17 protein-coding genes are annotated in these 14,837 nt (G+C 72.1%); 10 read left to right on the top strand and 7 right to left on the bottom strand.

What is annotated here, in order from left to right; all coding sequences use genetic code 11:
* Positions 1-86: 86 nt before the first annotated feature.
* Positions 87-692, bottom strand: a complete 606-nt coding sequence (locus tag H9623_RS18220; RefSeq protein WP_193721439.1) for a DUF3043 domain-containing protein — start codon at positions 690-692, stop codon at positions 87-89.
* An 83-nt stretch (positions 693-775) separates the two neighbouring features.
* On the opposite strand from H9623_RS18220, the gene H9623_RS18215 reads away from it, so the two are divergent.
* The 4 genes from H9623_RS18215 (at position 776) to H9623_RS18200 (ending at position 4,153) form a co-directional block, all read left to right on the top strand.
* Positions 776-2,176: a dipeptidase gene (locus H9623_RS18215; RefSeq protein WP_193721424.1), complete on the top strand. Its 1,401-nt coding sequence runs from the start codon at positions 776-778 to the stop codon at positions 2,174-2,176.
* Positions 2,177-2,261: 85 nt separating this feature from the next.
* A complete protein-coding gene (locus H9623_RS18210) occupies positions 2,262-2,720 on the top strand; it encodes a helix-turn-helix transcriptional regulator (protein ID WP_193721423.1) in 459 nt (152 codons plus the stop codon).
* 22 nt (positions 2,721-2,742) lie between these two features.
* Positions 2,743-3,147 carry a VOC family protein gene (locus H9623_RS18205; RefSeq protein ID WP_193721422.1) on the top strand — a complete coding sequence of 135 codons (405 nt, stop codon included), beginning with the start codon at positions 2,743-2,745 and terminating at the stop codon, positions 3,145-3,147.
* A 142-nt stretch (positions 3,148-3,289) separates the two neighbouring features.
* Positions 3,290-4,153, top strand: a complete 864-nt coding sequence (locus H9623_RS18200) for a VOC family protein (protein ID WP_193721421.1) — start codon at positions 3,290-3,292, stop codon at positions 4,151-4,153.
* Here H9623_RS18200 and H9623_RS18195 read toward each other — a convergent pair.
* A complete protein-coding gene (locus tag H9623_RS18195; protein ID WP_193721420.1) occupies positions 4,125-4,454 on the bottom strand; it encodes an antibiotic biosynthesis monooxygenase family protein in 330 nt (109 codons plus the stop codon). The genes H9623_RS18200 and H9623_RS18195 overlap by 29 nt on opposite strands.
* A gap of 26 nt (positions 4,455-4,480) precedes the next feature.
* Positions 4,481-5,005 (bottom strand): acyl-CoA thioesterase, encoded by a 525-nt coding sequence (locus H9623_RS18190; protein ID WP_193721419.1) that lies wholly within the window; start codon positions 5,003-5,005, stop codon positions 4,481-4,483.
* A gap of 94 nt (positions 5,006-5,099) precedes the next feature.
* Between H9623_RS18190 and H9623_RS18185 the strand changes: the two genes are divergently transcribed.
* A complete protein-coding gene (locus H9623_RS18185) occupies positions 5,100-5,483 on the top strand; it encodes a DUF3817 domain-containing protein (RefSeq protein WP_321575537.1) in 384 nt (127 codons plus the stop codon).
* Between the two features lie 8 nt (positions 5,484-5,491).
* Here H9623_RS18185 and H9623_RS18180 read toward each other — a convergent pair whose 3' ends face one another.
* Positions 5,492-6,079, bottom strand: coding sequence for a DJ-1/PfpI family protein (locus tag H9623_RS18180; protein ID WP_193721417.1), 588 nt, complete (start codon positions 6,077-6,079; stop codon positions 5,492-5,494).
* Positions 6,080-6,155: 76 nt separating this feature from the next.
* On the bottom strand, positions 6,156-7,361 hold the full coding sequence (nadA, locus tag H9623_RS18175) for a quinolinate synthase NadA (RefSeq protein WP_030153048.1): 1,206 nt from the start codon (positions 7,359-7,361) through the stop codon (positions 6,156-6,158).
* Positions 7,362-7,479: 118 nt separating this feature from the next.
* Here nadA and H9623_RS18170 point away from each other — a divergent pair, with 118 nt between their 5' ends.
* Positions 7,480-8,697, top strand: coding sequence for a glycerate kinase (locus H9623_RS18170; protein WP_193721416.1), 1,218 nt, complete (start codon positions 7,480-7,482; stop codon positions 8,695-8,697).
* 157 nt (positions 8,698-8,854) lie between these two features.
* A complete protein-coding gene (locus H9623_RS18165) occupies positions 8,855-9,205 on the top strand; it encodes a HesB/IscA family protein (RefSeq protein WP_030153043.1) in 351 nt (116 codons plus the stop codon).
* Positions 9,206-9,322: 117 nt separating this feature from the next.
* On the opposite strand, the gene H9623_RS18160 is transcribed toward H9623_RS18165, so the two are convergent.
* Both H9623_RS18160 and H9623_RS18155 read right to left on the bottom strand, forming a co-directional pair.
* Positions 9,323-9,637 (bottom strand): sulfurtransferase TusA family protein, encoded by a 315-nt coding sequence (locus tag H9623_RS18160; protein ID WP_193721415.1) that lies wholly within the window; start codon positions 9,635-9,637, stop codon positions 9,323-9,325.
* Positions 9,634-10,800 carry a cysteine desulfurase family protein gene (locus H9623_RS18155; protein ID WP_321575536.1) on the bottom strand — a complete coding sequence of 389 codons (1,167 nt, stop codon included), beginning with the start codon at positions 10,798-10,800 and terminating at the stop codon, positions 9,634-9,636. Before H9623_RS18155 ends, H9623_RS18160 begins: the two co-directional genes overlap by 4 nt.
* A 341-nt stretch (positions 10,801-11,141) precedes the next feature.
* Between H9623_RS18155 and ctaC the strand changes: the two genes are divergently transcribed.
* From ctaC to H9623_RS18140, 3 genes are read left to right on the top strand one after another with little or no spacing between them, the layout of a single operon-like run.
* Positions 11,142-12,053 (top strand): aa3-type cytochrome oxidase subunit II, encoded by a 912-nt coding sequence (gene ctaC, locus H9623_RS18150; RefSeq protein ID WP_193721413.1) that lies wholly within the window; start codon positions 11,142-11,144, stop codon positions 12,051-12,053.
* Positions 12,053-13,870 (top strand): aa3-type cytochrome oxidase subunit I, encoded by a 1,818-nt coding sequence (gene ctaD, locus H9623_RS18145; protein WP_193721412.1) that lies wholly within the window; start codon positions 12,053-12,055, stop codon positions 13,868-13,870. Before ctaC ends, ctaD begins: the two co-directional genes overlap by 1 nt.
* Complete coding sequence (locus H9623_RS18140) at positions 13,867-14,265, top strand: cytochrome c oxidase subunit 4 (RefSeq protein ID WP_193721411.1); 399 nt, start codon at positions 13,867-13,869, stop codon at positions 14,263-14,265. Before ctaD ends, H9623_RS18140 begins: the two co-directional genes overlap by 4 nt.
* Positions 14,266-14,837 lie beyond the last annotated feature (572 nt).

Genomic DNA, 14,837 nt, shown 5'->3' with positions numbered 1-14,837 from the left:
GCCGGACTCCGGCCGGCCGTACGGGCTCGACCCGCCGGAACGTCGACCCGAGGCGCGTCCCGCGAGCGCGACGGAAGGCCCGGCGGCTACTCGGGGAAGCTGCCGTGCTTCTTGTGCATGGGCTTGGGCAGGCGTGCGCGGCGCAGCTGGAACGCGCGCATCACGGCGTACATCGCGTTGCCCTTGGGTGCGTCCGGGCCGAACTTCGCGATCAGGCGCTTCTTGAGCATGCGCCACATGATGAACGCGTCGATGATCGTGATGAGCACGATCCCGTAGAGCACGAAGATGATGAGGGTCGCCACGTCCAGGTTCTGGTTGAACACGAACGTCAGGACGATGAAGACGAGCGCGATGGGCAGGAAGAACTCGCCCAGGTTCCAGCGGGCGTCCACGTAGTCGCGCACGTAGCGCTTGACCGGCCCCTTGTCGCGCGCGGGCATGTAGCGCTCGTCGCCCGTCTGCATGGCCTGGAACTGGCGGTCGCGTGCCTCGCGCTGCTGCTGGCGTGCCGTCTTGGCCGCGGACTTGCGGTCCGAGGGGACGAGGGGACGCTTGTTGGCGGCCTCGGCGACCTTGCGCTTGGGCGTCGGCCTGCCCTTGCCGCCGGCCTTCTCGATCTCTGCTGCCGCGGCAACGGGATCGGGGGCGTCGTTCGACGAGGGCGCGGAGGACTTGTTGCGTGAGAACACAGGTCCAGCGTAGTCGAGGACGGGACCTGCCCCGTCACGTCGTGAGCAGGAACCGCACCGTACCGACGGGTAGCGTTGCCCGGGTGAACAGCACACCTGGAACCAGCAATCCTTCCGAGCCCGACGACGTCGCTCACCTGCGCGCCCGGGTCGCCGAGCTCTTCCCTGCGCTGCGAGGGGACCTCGAGGCGCTCGTGCGCATCCCGTCGGTCTCCAACTCCGCATTCGACCAGGCGCACGTCGCGGCGAGCGCGGAGGCCGTGGCCGAGCTCCTGCGCGGGGCGGGCCTGCCCGAGGTGCAGGTCCTGCACGCGACCGGGGTCGCCGGCCCGCTCGGTGCGCCCGCGGTCGTCGCGCGCCGCCCGGCTCCTGCGGGCGCTCCGACGGTCCTGCTCTACGCGCACCACGACGTGCAGCCCCCGGGAGACGCTGCCGCGTGGGACACCGACCCGTTCGTCCCGACCGAGGTCGACGGTCGTCTGTTCGGGCGTGGTGCCGCGGACGACAAGGCGGGGATCGTCGCGCACGTGGGTGCGCTGCGGGCGCTGTCGGCGCTGGGCGACCTGCCGGTGGGCGTGACGGTCTTCGTCGAGGGCGAGGAGGAGGTCGGCTCGCCGAGCTTCCTGCCGTTCCTCCAGCAGCACAAGGACCTCCTCGCGGCCGACGTGATCGTCGTCGCGGACTCCTCGAACTGGAAGGTCGGCGTCCCGGGGCTCACCACGAGCCTGCGCGGCCTGGTCGACTGCGAGGTCGAGGTCGCCGTCCTGGGGCACGCGGTGCACTCGGGCATGTACGGGGGCCCGGTCCTCGACGCGCTCACCCTGCTCTCCCGCCTGATCGCGACGCTTCACGACGACCAGGGCAACGTCGCCGTCGAGGGGCTCGTCTCGGCTCCTGACCCGACGGTCGACTACGACGAGGCGGACTTCCGGGCCGACTCCTCGGTGCTCGACGGGGTCCGCCTCGCGGGCGAGGGGACGCTCACGGGGCGCCTGTGGACCAAGCCGGCGCTCTCGGTCATCGGGATCGACGCCCCGAGCGTGGCGCACGCGTCCAACACGCTGACGCCCCGCGCGACCGCGAAGCTCTCGCTGCGCATCGCTCCGGGCCAGGACCCCGTGGCCGCGCTCGTGGCGCTGCGGGCGCACCTGGAGTCGCACGCGCCGTTCGGTGCGCAGGTCACGGTCCGGGACGGCGAGCTGGGCAAGCCCTTCCAGGCGCCGGCGGACTCGACGGCCATGCAGGCCGCGCGCTGGGCGTTCGAGACGTCGTGGGGCACGGCCCCGGTCGACATCGGCATCGGCGGCTCGATCCCGTTCATCGCCGACCTGCTCGACGTGTTCCCCGACGCGGCGATCCTCGTGACGGGGGTCGAGGACCCGGACTCGCGCGCGCACGGCGCCAACGAGTCGGTGCACCTGGGTGAGCTCGAGAAGGTCGTGCTGGCCGAGGCGCTGCTGCTGACGCGGCTCGCACAGGGCTGAGTCGTCGTCGAGGACGGGCTTGCGGTCGGATGACTACCGCAAGCCCGTCCTCGGCGGCAGGCGCACCCGGTGCTACGTTCGGAGCATGACCCCGCAGGAGCTCGAGGAGATCGTCCTGCTGCGCCGCGCCCGGGACCTCATGGACCGCGAGTACGCGGCGCCGCTCGACGTCCCGACCATGGCCCGCAAGGCGCTCATGTCTCCCGCGCACTTCTCGCGCCGGTTCCGTGCGACCTACGGCGAGACGCCGTACTGCTACCTCATGACGCGCCGGATCGAGCGCGCGATGGCCCTGCTGCGGGGCGGTGCGAGCGTCACGGACGCGTGCATGGCGGTCGGCTGTACGTCGCTCGGCTCGTTCAGCTCGAGGTTCACCGAGGTCGTGGGTGAGACGCCGTCGGCGTACCGGAGCCGGGAGCACGCGGCGGTCAAGGCCATGCCGGCGTGCGTCGCCCAGGTCCTCACACGCCCGGCGCGCGGCGCGACGGGCGTGTCGTCGGGTGCCGGCGGGACATCGAGCAGGATCCGAGAAGCGGGCCGCTGAGCGTCGTCCTAGGGTCGCAGTCATGACCATCTCACTGAAGTTCTGCAACATCACCGTCAACGACGTCGACGAGTCGATCGCGTTCTACAGCGATGCCCTGGGCCTCAAGGTGCACGACGACGTGGGCGCCGAGGGGTTCCGCTGGGTGACGCTCGGCTCGGACGCGCAGCCCGGGCTCGGGATCGTGCTCTCGGCGCCGCACGCGGGGCGCTCGCAGGCCGACGGCGACGCGCTCCAGGAGCTCATGACCAAGGGCGTCCTGCCGATCCTCGTGTTCGCGACCGACGACGTCGACGCGCTCTTCGAGACCGTCCGGGCCTCGGGCGCTGAGGTCCTCCAGGAGCCCATGGACCAGGACTGGGGTCCGCGCGACTGCGCGTTCCGCGACCCCTCGGGCAACATGGTGCGGGTGGCCCAGGCGGTCTGAGGCCGGACGTCCCGCGAGCCGCCAGGACCCGTCTCCCCGGGCGAGCGTCCTCGTCGGGGCGTGCCCGACGGCGTACCCCCCGGGGCCGCCCGTGTCGCCGCGGCCCGTGGTCGTCCTGCGCTGCGGGTGGTGGGATGGGGGTATGGCGAACGAGTCGATGGTCCCCCTGCTGCCCTGCGCGTCGATCGACGAGATCCATGACTTCTGCGTGGCCCTCGGGTTCGAGGTGACCTACCGGCAGACCCGACCGAACCCCTACCTCGCGGTCCGGCGCGGGGGCATCGACCTGCACTACTTCGGGATCGAGGGCTTTCGCCCCGAGGCCTCGTACGGTTCGTGCCTGGTCGTCACGGACGACACCACGGCTCTGTACGACGCCTGGGCCGCAGGGCTGCGTGCCCGGTACGGGAGGTTGCCACTGAGCGGGTTCCCGCGCATCACGCGGCCCCGTCGTCGGGCGAACGCGGACGGGCTGAGCGGTTTCAGCCTCGTCGACCCTGCCGGCAACTGGATCCGTGTCACGCGGCGTCCCGCGGACCCCTCGGCGGCGCCCGCCGAGGGCGAGGCCGGCGCGGCTTCCACGGCCGGCACAGCGGTCGAGGGGGAGGGGCGCGCGGTGGCGACCACGACGTCGTCGGGCACGGACGAGGACCGGCCCGCCGAAGGGACGCCGGGGGAGTCCCGCCTGCTGCGGGCCGTGGCCGACGCGGTGGTCCAGGCCGACTCGCGCGGCGACGTCGAGCAGGGCGCGAAGATCCTCGACGGGGCGCTGCGGCGCGACGCGGACGCCGGCGACCAGGGGGCCTCGGCCCGCGACCGGGTCGAGGCGCAGGCCTACCGCGCCGAGCTGGCCGTGCGTCTCGACGACCCCGGGACGGCGCGGCGCATGCTCGACGAGGTCGACCGGTGCGTGGCCGCGGCCAGGGGCCAGCACCTCACGCAGGACCTCACGACGGTCCTGACCCAGCTCGAGGACGTCAGGGCGTGGCTGTCGGCCCAGGGATGACGGACACCTCGCGGAAGTGCTCGACGACGGGGAACGGGTCGTAGAAGTGGTGCAGGAGCGACGCCCACCTCAGGTACCCGGGCGAGCCGCGGAACCCGTCGGTGTGCGCCTCGAGGCTGTCCCAGCGCACGAGCAGGAGGTAGGTCGAGGGACGCTCGACGCACCGGGACACCGACAGCCCGCCGAAGCCGGGCATCGCGGAGATGATGCTGCGGGCCTGCTCGAACGCCTCCTCGAAGGCCGGCTCCTGGCCAGGGACCACGTGCAGCAGGGCGTGCTCGAGCACCTCGTCCGTCGTCATGGCACCGCAGCGTAGGGCAGGCGCGCTCAGCGGGCCGCGACGTCCACGGCCTGGGCCCAGTCACGGACGTCGTCGGGCAGCTCGGGGCTGACCCTCGACCCGCCCAGGAGCCCGACCACGTCCGGGCCCGGGATGCGGTCGCCGGCCTTCGAGAGGAACCGGCCCGCGATCAGGCCGCGGGCGCACAGGTCGCCGCCGCGCGTGAAGACCTGCTCGAGGTAGACGACGCGGTCGTCCCACCCGAGGACGCGGGTCGTGATCTCGAACCGGTCCCAGAGCTGGAGCGAGCGGCGGTACTTCATGGTCGACGAGGCGACGACCGGGTACCACCCCTTGTCGCGCAGGAGACCGAAGGCCCCGAGGTCCGCGAGGAAGTTGCTCCGGGCCACGTCCATCATCTGCAGGTACACGCCGTTGTTCACGTGCAGGTAGAAGTCGAGGTCGCCGGGGCGCACGCGCATGCGGGTCACGGACGGGTCGAGGACCCCGCGGTCGGGGACGGCCCTGCGCGGCAGGGTGCTGGCGATCGTGAGCTGGATCTGTCGGGTCACCGTCGCAGGCTACTACCGGGCACGGGCGGTATCAGGTATCGCGGGCCGCTCGCCGGTTTCGGGCCGTCCGGCCCGCCGTGTGAGGATGGCGCCCGTGACCTCCCGCACCGACGCCCCGACGTCCGACACCCTGACGCCCGCCCCGGCCACGAAGCCCGCCACGTCCCACCACTGGACCGTCCGCGCGTTCCGCGCGGTCGCGATCGCCGAGGCGTTCTCCTGGGCCGGTCTGCTCGTGGGCATGTACGTCAAGTGGATCGCGGAGGCCTCCGAGATCGGCGTCAAGATCTTCGGACCGGTCCACGGAGGCCTGGTCGTCGCCTACGTCCTGCTCGCGCTCGTCGTCGCCGTCCGCCAGCGCTGGTCGCTCCTGACGGTCTTCTTCGCGCTCGCCGCGACGCTGCCGCCGTTCCTCACGGTCTTCTTCGACCGCTGGGCACACCGCTCGGGTCGTTACGAGGAGCGCTCGGCCGCCTGACCCGCGGCTCAGCCCTCGTACTGCAGGGCGCGCCTGACCTCGGCGGCGACCTCGACGTTCTCGAGGCGCCCCACGAGGTGCAGCGCCATGTCGATCCCGGCGGACACGCCGGCCGAGGTGACCACGTCGCCGTCGTCGACGTAGCGCGTCTCGGTGTCGATCAGGACCGTGGGGTCGAGGCGGGCGAGCTCGTCGACGTGGTCCCAGTGAGTGGTCGCGGGGCGCCCCGCGAGCAGCCCCGCGGCGGCCAGCGCGAGCGAGCCCGTGCACACGCTCGTCAGGAGCGGGGTCCGGGCGCGCATCGCGTGCAGCCAGGCGAGGTGGGCCCGGTCCGTCACGAGCCGCATGACCCCGGGGCCACCGGGATGGACGAGCACGAGGAGCGGGCCGACGTCGTCCGCCGACGCGTCCGGGACCATGTGCAGCCCCTGCGCGAGCCGCACCCCGCGCCCGTCCCACGAGAACGTCGAGACCCGCGGCTTGAGCTCCGAGCGCTCGCGCCACGTCGTGAACACCTCGTAGGGGCCCGCGACGTTGAGCTCCTCGGCGCCGTCGAACACGAAGATCCCGACGCTCAGACCGTTCCCGGTCGTCATCCGTCACCCCCGAGGGTCGATGCGATGGTGCGACCGCCGGGTCCGCCGCGGCGAGGCGACGGAGCCGGCGGGTGGACTACAGCCCCGGCAGGGCGAGCATCTGGTCGAGCGCGACCCGCGCCCAGTGGGCGTCGTCGGCGTCGACCACGATGCGGTTGACCGTCCGCCCGGCGACGAGCGACTCCATGGCCCACACGAGGTGGGGCAGGTCGATGCGGTTCATGGTCGAGCAGAAGCAGACCGTCGAGTCGAGATAGTGGACCTGCTTGTCCGGGTGCGCGCGGGCCACGCGGCGCACCAGGTTGAGCTCGGTCCCGATCGCCCAGGACGAGCCGGGCTCGGCCGCGTCGAGCATCTTGATGATGTACTCGGTCGACCCCACGTAGTCCGCGGCCTCGACCACCTCGTTCTTGCACTCGGGGTGGACCAGCACGTTGACGCCCGGCACCGCGGCGCGGATGTCCGTCACGTTGCGCTCGGAGAAGCGGCCGTGCACCGAGCAGTGCCCGCGCCACAGGATCATGCGCGCGTCGCGCAGCTCGGCGTCCGTGAGGCCGCCGTTCGGCTTGCGGGGGTCGAAGACCACGCAGTCCGCGGGGGACATGCCCAGCTTGAGCAGCGCGGTGTTGCGACCCAGGTGCTGGTCCGGCATGAACAGGACCTTGCTGGGAAGGGAGCCACCCGCAGCGTCGAGCTTGTCGAACGCCCAGCGCAGCGCGACCTCCGCGTTGGAGGACGTGCAGATGGTCCCGCCGTGCCGGCCCGTGAACGCCTTGATCGCGGCGGTCGAGTTCATGTACGTCACGGGCAGCGTGACGTCGGCGATCCCGGCGTCCTGGAGGACCTCCCACGCGTCCTCGACCTGGTTGATCGCGGCCATGTCGGCCATCGAGCAGCCCGCGGCGAGGTCCGGCAGGACGACCTGCTGGGCGTCGGACGTCAGGATGTCGGCGCTCTCCGCCATGAAGTGCACGCCGCAGAACAGGATGAACTCGGCCTCGGGGCGGGCCGCGGCCTCGCGCGCGAGCTTGAACGAGTCGCCCGTGACGTCCGCGAAGTCGATGACCTCGTCGCGCTGGTAGTGGTGGCCCAGGACGAAGGCCCGCGATCCGAGCGCGGCGCGGGCCGCTCGGGCACGTTCGACGAGGTCGGGGTCGCTGGCCGCCGGCAGCTCGCCGGTGCACTCGACTCCTCGCTCGGAGGCCAGGTCCCGGCCCTGTCCGAGGAGCAGGAGGGGGGAGGGGGCAGGTTCCGCGAAGGCGCTGTCCAACAGGGTGCTCACGGGACCATCGTCGCACAACGACCCCTCCGGACGAGAAGGCCGGACCGGTCACGGACGGCACGCAGGGCGGCGTCGCAGGGGAACCGTCCACGCACCCGTCACCTGGCACAATCGCGGCATGCGCCTCCTCCTCGCCGCCGCGGAACCGCTCGTCCTGACCGACGGGATCCTGTCCGCCGAGGACGCGTGCACCCTGGTCGCCGGCACCTGGGCGGCCACGGTGGGCGGCGACGTCGACCCGTGCGTGCTGAACCCCGGGGCGTCGGGGTTACTGCGCGCGCTCGACGCGCACGCCCGTGAGCAGGTCGCGGCGATCGCGCGCGACACCCGTGGGCACGACCTCCCGGTGACCCTCCGGCTCGGGCCCGCGTCGGCGACCGGGGCCCGCACCGCGTACGTCGAGGCGGCGCTCCTGCGTCGGACCCCGCCCGGCGCCGACGACGAGGGTGGCGACCTGGGCGCGGCGACGAGCTACGGCGTCGGGCAGGTCGTCGCGCTCGCCGCACGGCTCGCGTCCCGGGTGGTCGTGGCCACGGGGGACGGGGGGACGCACGACGCCGGCGCGGGCCTCCTCGCGGCGCTCGCAGGGTCGGGGGCCGGGCCGCTGACGCGGGGCGGCGCGGCGCTCGGGTCCGTGACCGGCGAGGACGCGGCGACCGTGCTGCGCGCACGCGAGGCCCTGCGGACCGTCGAGCTCGTCGGCGCTGTCGAGTCCGATCTGCCGCTGCTGGGCCTCCACGGGGCGAGCGGTGCGCTCGCGTCGGCCGAGCCCGCGCTCGCGGGGCTCGCCCAGGAGCTCGAGCGTGCGCACGGCCACTTCGCCCGTCAGGTCACGCGCGCGCTCGACGGCGCGGGGCGCCGCGACCTGCTCGCGGGGCTCCCCGGCCCGACGACGGCGCTCGCCCCGGGCGTCCCGCGCACCACGGTCGCCGCCCGTGCGGCCGCGGACCGGGCGCTGACGGGCCTGCCCGGCGCGGGCGCGGGCGGGGGACTGGGCTTCGGCATCGCCGCCCTCGGCGGGCGGCTGCTGCCCGGGACGGCCCTCGTCGCGGACCTCGTCGGGCTCGACGCACGCACCCGCGGCGCCGACGTCGCCGTCGTGGTCGTCGACCGGCTCGACGCCACCTCGACGCACGACGGCGCGCTGCCCGAGGTCGCGCGCCGTGCCGCCGCACACGGCGTGCCCGTCGTCGTCCTGGCCCGCGAGGTCCTCGCCGGGCGGCGCGAGCAGGCCGCCGCGGGGATCAGCGGCGCCTACGAGCTGGGGGCGGACGAGGGTGCGGCGCGTGCGCGGGTCGCCCGCGTGGCGCGCACCTGGGCCGGCATCGAGAGCTGAGCCCGGGCGACGTACACTCGGGAACAGAACCACCTCCCGTCGTGTTGACGGGTATGCGAGAAGCCTGAGGACCGATCGGCCTGCCCCGGAGCGGGAGCCGCCGCGCCGACGGCACACCACGGGGCGAGAGCCCACCGAAGACTGTGCGGAGAACACGATGAGCGAGACCACCGAGACCGCCACCCACGGCGTCCTGCTGACGGACTTCGCGGCAGGCAAGATCCGCAGCCTCCTCGAGCAGGAGGGCCGCGACGACCTGCGTCTGCGCGTCGCCGTCCAGCCCGGTGGCTGCTCCGGCCTGATCTACCAGCTCTACTTCGACGAGCGCGTCCTGGACGGCGACGCCCTCAAGGACTACGACGGCGTCGAGGTCGTCGTCGACAAGATGAGCGTCCCCTACCTCGACGGCGCGACCATCGACTTCGCCGACACGATCGAGAAGCAGGGCTTCACGATCGACAACCCCAACGCGGGCAGCGCCTGCGCGTGCGGCGGCTCGTTCGGCTGATCCGCAACGCGTCCGCGGTTCCCGCGGGCACGAGCTCGGCGTCACGACGGCCCGGTCACCTCGCGGTGGCCGGGCCGTCGGCGTCCGCGGAGCCGCTGCGAGCGCGTGCGGTGGGGGTCACCCGCCCAGGCGGACGGTGATCGCCCAGGTCGTGGCGCCGTCGGCCTGCGAGACGGTGCTCTCCGCGAGCGGGGCCTCCACGACGGTGCTCTCCACGACCGTGCTCTCCACGACGGTGTGGCCGCGCATGCGTGCCCAGGCCGGGACGTCGTGCCGGGCGGCGGGGTCGGTGGACCAGACCGTCAGGACGTCGCCCGGGTCGCGGTCCCTGGCCGCCGCAGCGAGGCGGATGACGGGCAGCGGGCAGCGCAGGCCGCGCGCGTCCACCAGGAGCGGGACGGGCGGCTGCGCGGCCGTCGGCCCGGTGCTCACAGCCCGCTCACCCCGAGCGAGGCGCGCACGCGCGCGACCGCGTCGGGCAGGACCGCGAGGAAGCGGTCGACGTCCTCCTCGGTCGTGGACCTGTCGAGCGCGATGCGGACGTTGCCGTGCGTGAGGACGCCCATCGCCGCGAGGACGTGGCTGGGCTCGAGGGTGCTCGACGTGCAGGCCGACCCCGACCCGACCGCGAACCCGGCCCGGTCGAGCTCGGTCACCAGGGCCTCGCCGTCGACGAACAGGAACGAGAACGTCACGACGTGGGGGAGCCGGTCGTCGGGGTCGCCGACGACCTCGACGTCGGGGACCTGCCCGACGACGGCGCGTACCTTGTCGATGGCGGCGCGGCGCCGGGCGTCCTGGGCCGCGCGGTCCGCCAGCACGGACTCGAGCGCGACGGCCGCCGCGAAAGCGGCCGGGACGCTGACGCCGCCCGGGAACCAGGGCTCGGCGTCCTCGGGCCAGGTCCGGCGCCAGCGCACACGGTTGCGGACCGCCAGGACCCCCACGCCCGCGGGACCACCCCAGTCGGCGGGGTCGGCGGCGAGCAGGTCCCAGGAGCCGGGCAGCTCCGCGTGCCCGACGACCGCGCCCGCGTCCACGAGCAGCGGGACGCCTGCGCCGCGCGCGGCGGCGTGCACCGCGCCGACGGGCTGGACCGTGCCGACCTCGCCGTTCGCGGCCTGGAGCGCGGCGAGCGCGACCCCAGGACGCGCGACCGCCTCGGCCATCGCGGCCTCGTCGACCCGGCCCAGCAGGTCGACCGGGACCTTCACCAGGGCGTCGGGGTCGCCCGCGGACGCGACCGCGAGCTCGGCGGCATGCAGGACGGCCGCACGCTCGACGGCCGAGACGACGATGCCGGAACCTGCCCGGCGGCGACCCAGCGCGACGGCGCCCACCGCCGCGTGCAGCGCCGCGACGTGCGAGGGAGCGAGCCGGACCTCCTCGGTGCGCGCGCCGATCGCCGCGGCGATGGCCTCGCGGGCGCCGTCGAGGAGGCGGGCCGCTCGCCGCGCCTCGGCGTACAGACGGCGCGGATCGGCCCACCCCTCGTCCATCGCCTGGTCGAACGCCGTGCGTGCCAGCGGGTGCAGGGCCGCCCGACCGCCGTTGTCGAGGTAGACCCGACGCGGTGGCGTCGTGGTGTCGGTCACATGGGCTCCCGGGGACGGGATCGGCGGCCCGGCAGGGGGTGCGAGGCGGTCGATCGGTGAACTTTCATTGGAGACGCGCCGAATGTGCCCGGGGCACGACTCACACCGTGCACCGTAGCGCGGGCGAGGAGGGAGACGACGATCTGACAGATGCGCCGAGGGTGTGCCGAACCCCGGGTTTCCGCGGGAAGTCGGCGGATTCGTCACGTTCAGAACGCGGGTTGACGGCGCGAGAGGGGGCATTTGCGCGCTAGGCTCTGTGGGTCGAGGACGAAGGTTCTGCGGGGAACTCGTGGAGAAGATCGAGCCCCCCTGTCGAACGTTGAAGTGAAAGGCCCCCCTTGCACTCGCAATCCCCTAGCCGCACACGGCGAACCATCCTGCGAGCGACGGCTTCCGCCGTCGCTGTCGCTGCGTTGGCGTCCGGTTGTGCCAGTGAGACCGTTCAGCGCGGATTTCTCCCCGGATATTCCGACGGTGAGGTGACCGACCAGACCGCCCGCATCACGTCGTTGTGGAACGGGTCCTGGATCGCAGCACTCATCGTCGGCATCATCACGTGGGGGCTGATCCTGTGGTGCGTGGCCGCCTACCGCAAGCGCAAGGACGACCACGTCCTGCCCGTGCAGACGCGCTACCACCTGCCTCTCGAGATCATGTACACGGCTGTGCCGATCGTCATGGTGCTCGTGCTCTTCTACTACACCGACCGTGACATGACGGCGATCAAGGATCTCTCCGAGACCCCTGACGTCGAGATCCAGGTCATCGGCAAGCAGTGGAGCTGGGACTTCAACTACCTCACGGACGACGTCTACGAGTCGGGCCAGCACGAGGCCAACGTCGGAGACCTCCGTTCCGAGGACGAGATCGAGGGTGCCCCCGGCACCGCGATCTCGCTGCCCACGCTGTACCTGCCCGTCGACGAGATCGTCCGGTTCCAGCTGGACTCCCGTGACGTCATCCACTCGTTCTGGGTCCCGGCGTTCCTCTACAAGATGGACATGATCCCGGGACGCACCAACGAGTGGCAGTTCACCCCCACGCGTGAGGGTGTCTACGCGGGCAAGTGCGCCGAGCTCTGCGGTGAGCACCACTCGGGCATGCTCTTCAACGTGGCCGTCGTGTCCCGTGCGGAGTACGACGCCCAGATGCAGAAGCTCGAGGACAAGGGCCAGATCGGCGAGCTCGGGCTGGACCTGAACCGCCTCCAGGACCCGAACCCCCCCGTCGTCACGGAAGGTGAGAACTGATGGTCGCGCAGGCCGAAGTCATTCCCGGTCTCGCCCCGAAGCGCCAGACGCTCGGACGAACCGTCATCAAGTGGGTCACCTCGACCGACCACAAGACCATCGGGTACATGTACCTGATCACGTCGTTCATCTTCTTCTGCATCGGTGGCCTCATGGCCCTCGTGATCCGTGCCGAGCTCTTCGAGCCCGGCATCCAGATCGTGCAGAGCAAGGAGCAGTACAACCAGCTCTTCACGATGCACGGCACGATCATGCTGCTGCTGTTCGCGACCCCGCTGTTCGCGGGCTTCGCGAACGTCATCATGCCGCTGCAGATCGGCGCGCCCGACGTGGCGTTCCCGCGACTGAACATGTTCGCGTACTGGCTGTACCTGTTCGGCGGGCTCATCGCCTCGGCCGGCTTCTTCACCCCGCAGGGAGCCGCGTCGTTCGGGTGGTTCGCCTACGCACCGCTGTCGAACACGACGTTCAGTCCAGGAGCAGGTGGAGACCTCTGGGTCTTCGGCCTCGCGCTGGCCGGCTTCGGGACCATCCTCGGTGCCGTCAACTTCATCACGACGATCATCACGATGCGCGCCCCGGGCATGACGATGTTCCGCATGCCGATCTTCACCTGGAACACGCTCGTCACGAGCCTCCTGGTCCTGATGGCCTTCCCCCCGCTCGCCGCCGCGCTCTTCGCGCTCGGTGCGGACCGACGGTTGGGTGCCCAGATCTTCAACCCGGAGAACGGCGGCGCCATCCTCTGGCAGCACCTGTTCTGGTTCTTCGGCCACCCGGAGGTCTACATCATCGCGCTGCCGTTCTTCGGCATCGTCTCCGAGATCCTGCCGGTGTTCAGCCGCAAGCCGATCTTCGGCTACAAGGGCCTGGTCTACGCGACCATCGCGATCGCCGCGCTCTCCGTGACCGTGTGGGCCCACCACATGTACGTCACCGGCGCCGTGCTGCTGCCGTTCTTCGCGTTCATGACCATGCTCATCGCGGTCCCGACCGGTGTGAAGTTCTTCAACTGGATCGGCACCATGTGGCGGGGCAAGCTCACGTTCGAGACGCCCATGCTCTGGTCGATCGGCTTCCTCGTGACCTTCCTCTTCGGTGGTCTGACGGGTGTCATCCTCTCGAGCCCGGCACTGGACTTCAGCCTCTCCGACTCGTACTTCGTGGTGGCGCACTTCCACTACGTGGTCTTCGGCACCGTGGTGTTCGCGATGTTCGCCGGGTTCTACTTCTGGTGGCCCAAGTTCACCGGGCGCATGCTCAACGAGAAGCTCGGCAAGATCCACTTCTGGCTGCTCTTCATCGGCTTCCACGCCACCTTCCTCGTCCAGCACTGGCTGGGTGTCGCCGGCATGCCGCGTCGCTACGCGGACTACATGCCGGAGGAGGGGTTCACGTGGATGAACCAGGTCTCGACCGTCGGTGCGTTCATCCTCGCCGCCTCGACCCTGCCGTTCCTGTGGAACGTCTACACGACCTGGCGCAACGCGCCCAAGGTCACCGTGGACGACCCGTGGGGCTACGGGGCCTCGCTCGAGTGGGCCACGTCCTGCCCGCCGCCGCGGCACAACTTCACGTCGCTGCCCCGGATCCGCTCCGAGCGTCCCGCGTTCGACCTGCACCACCCCGAGGTCGCTGCCATGGACCACGCGGAGCCCAACCCGAACGTCCTGCAGCAGATCTACGGCGACGCCGATCGTCGTGGTGAGCAGCGGGTCGCCGCTGACCGTGTCGCGGGCCAGGAGCACACCAGCGCCTCGTCCTCGACCATGACCATCGACGAGCCGCGCGACGGCGACAAGGAGGACGGCAAGTGAAGGTCGAATCGAGGCTCCACCTCTTCCTCGCACCGTTCTTCCTGCTCGTGGCCCTGGTCTACGGGTTCTGGAGCCACTGGGAGCCCGTCGGCTCCGCGGCGCTGTTCCTGACCTTCGGCCTCGCGGCCATGATCGGCGGCTACCTCGCCCTCACGGCCAAGCGCATCGACGCCCGGCCCGAGGACGACCCGGACGGTCTCATCGAGCAGGGTGCCGGCGACCAGGGCGTGTACGCCCCCTGGAGCTGGTGGCCGCTGGCCATCGCCGGCTCCGCCGCGATCGCCTTCCTGGGCCTCGCGCTGGGCTGGTGGATCTTCGGGATCGGCGTCGTCCTCGGCGCCGTGGCCCTCGTGGGCTGGGTCTTCGAGTTCTCTCGCGGACAGCACGCGCACTGACCGGCTGAACGTCACGACGGGCCCCGTCTCCCTCTGGGAGGCGGGCCCGTCCGTGTGTCCGGGGCCCCGGTCGCACGGACGGTGAGGTGGTCGCACAGGCGGCGGGGCTTGGCCGGGCGGGGAGGGGGGCAGCCTGAGCAGCGGTCGACGTCTGCGGACGACCTGTTCGTCGTCCGGCTCGACGGGCGAGGTCCGCGCGGGCGCCGTGGCTTCCCGGGCACGAGGAACGCCCGGGGTCGCCCGTGGTCGCCCGTGGTCGCCCGTGGTCGCCCGTGGTCGTCCGTGTGGCCGCCCGGGGCCTCTGCCGGGCCCGGTGGCTCCCTCACGGTCGGACGACGTCGTCTCGTGGCCGGTCTGGAGGGCGCGTCGCCGGGCGGTCTCGCGGGGGAGCCGGCCCGTGTCCGGGACCGCGGGACGGTGCACGGCGCCTCCGACGACGACGAACGGGCCGCACAACCCCCGAGAAGGGTGCTGTACGGCCCGTCAGGCGACGCGGAGGGTCAGGCGGGGATGATGAGGCCTTCGCCCTGGGTGCGGGCGCGGGCGAGGCGTGCGTCGGCGTCGGCCCAGTT

The organism is Oerskovia douganii (assembly GCF_015142735.1).
In the GTDB taxonomy this organism is placed as follows: Bacteria; Actinomycetota; Actinomycetes; order Actinomycetales; family Cellulomonadaceae; genus Oerskovia; species Oerskovia douganii.
This window is presented reverse-complemented; position numbering and strand designations above follow the sequence as displayed.

Bases quoted from the DNA above. Each gene is read 5' to 3' on its own strand.
- H9623_RS18195 (WP_193721420.1), bottom strand. From the start codon at position 4,454: ATGACGACGGACGAGGTGCTCGAGCACGCCCTGCTGCACGTGGTCCCT.
- H9623_RS18180 (WP_193721417.1), bottom strand. From the start codon at position 6,079: ATGACGACCGGGAACGGTCTGAGCGTCGGGATCTTCGTGTTCGACGGC.
- H9623_RS18165 (WP_030153043.1), top strand. From the start codon at position 8,855: ATGAGCGAGACCACCGAGACCGCCACCCACGGCGTCCTGCTGACGGAC.
- H9623_RS18170 (WP_193721416.1), top strand. From the start codon at position 7,480: ATGCGCCTCCTCCTCGCCGCCGCGGAACCGCTCGTCCTGACCGACGGG.
- H9623_RS18200 (WP_193721421.1), top strand. From the start codon at position 3,290: ATGGCGAACGAGTCGATGGTCCCCCTGCTGCCCTGCGCGTCGATCGAC.
- ctaD (WP_193721412.1), top strand. From the start codon at position 12,053: ATGGTCGCGCAGGCCGAAGTCATTCCCGGTCTCGCCCCGAAGCGCCAG.
- H9623_RS18210 (WP_193721423.1), top strand. From the start codon at position 2,262: ATGACCCCGCAGGAGCTCGAGGAGATCGTCCTGCTGCGCCGCGCCCGG.
- H9623_RS18205 (WP_193721422.1), top strand. From the start codon at position 2,743: ATGACCATCTCACTGAAGTTCTGCAACATCACCGTCAACGACGTCGAC.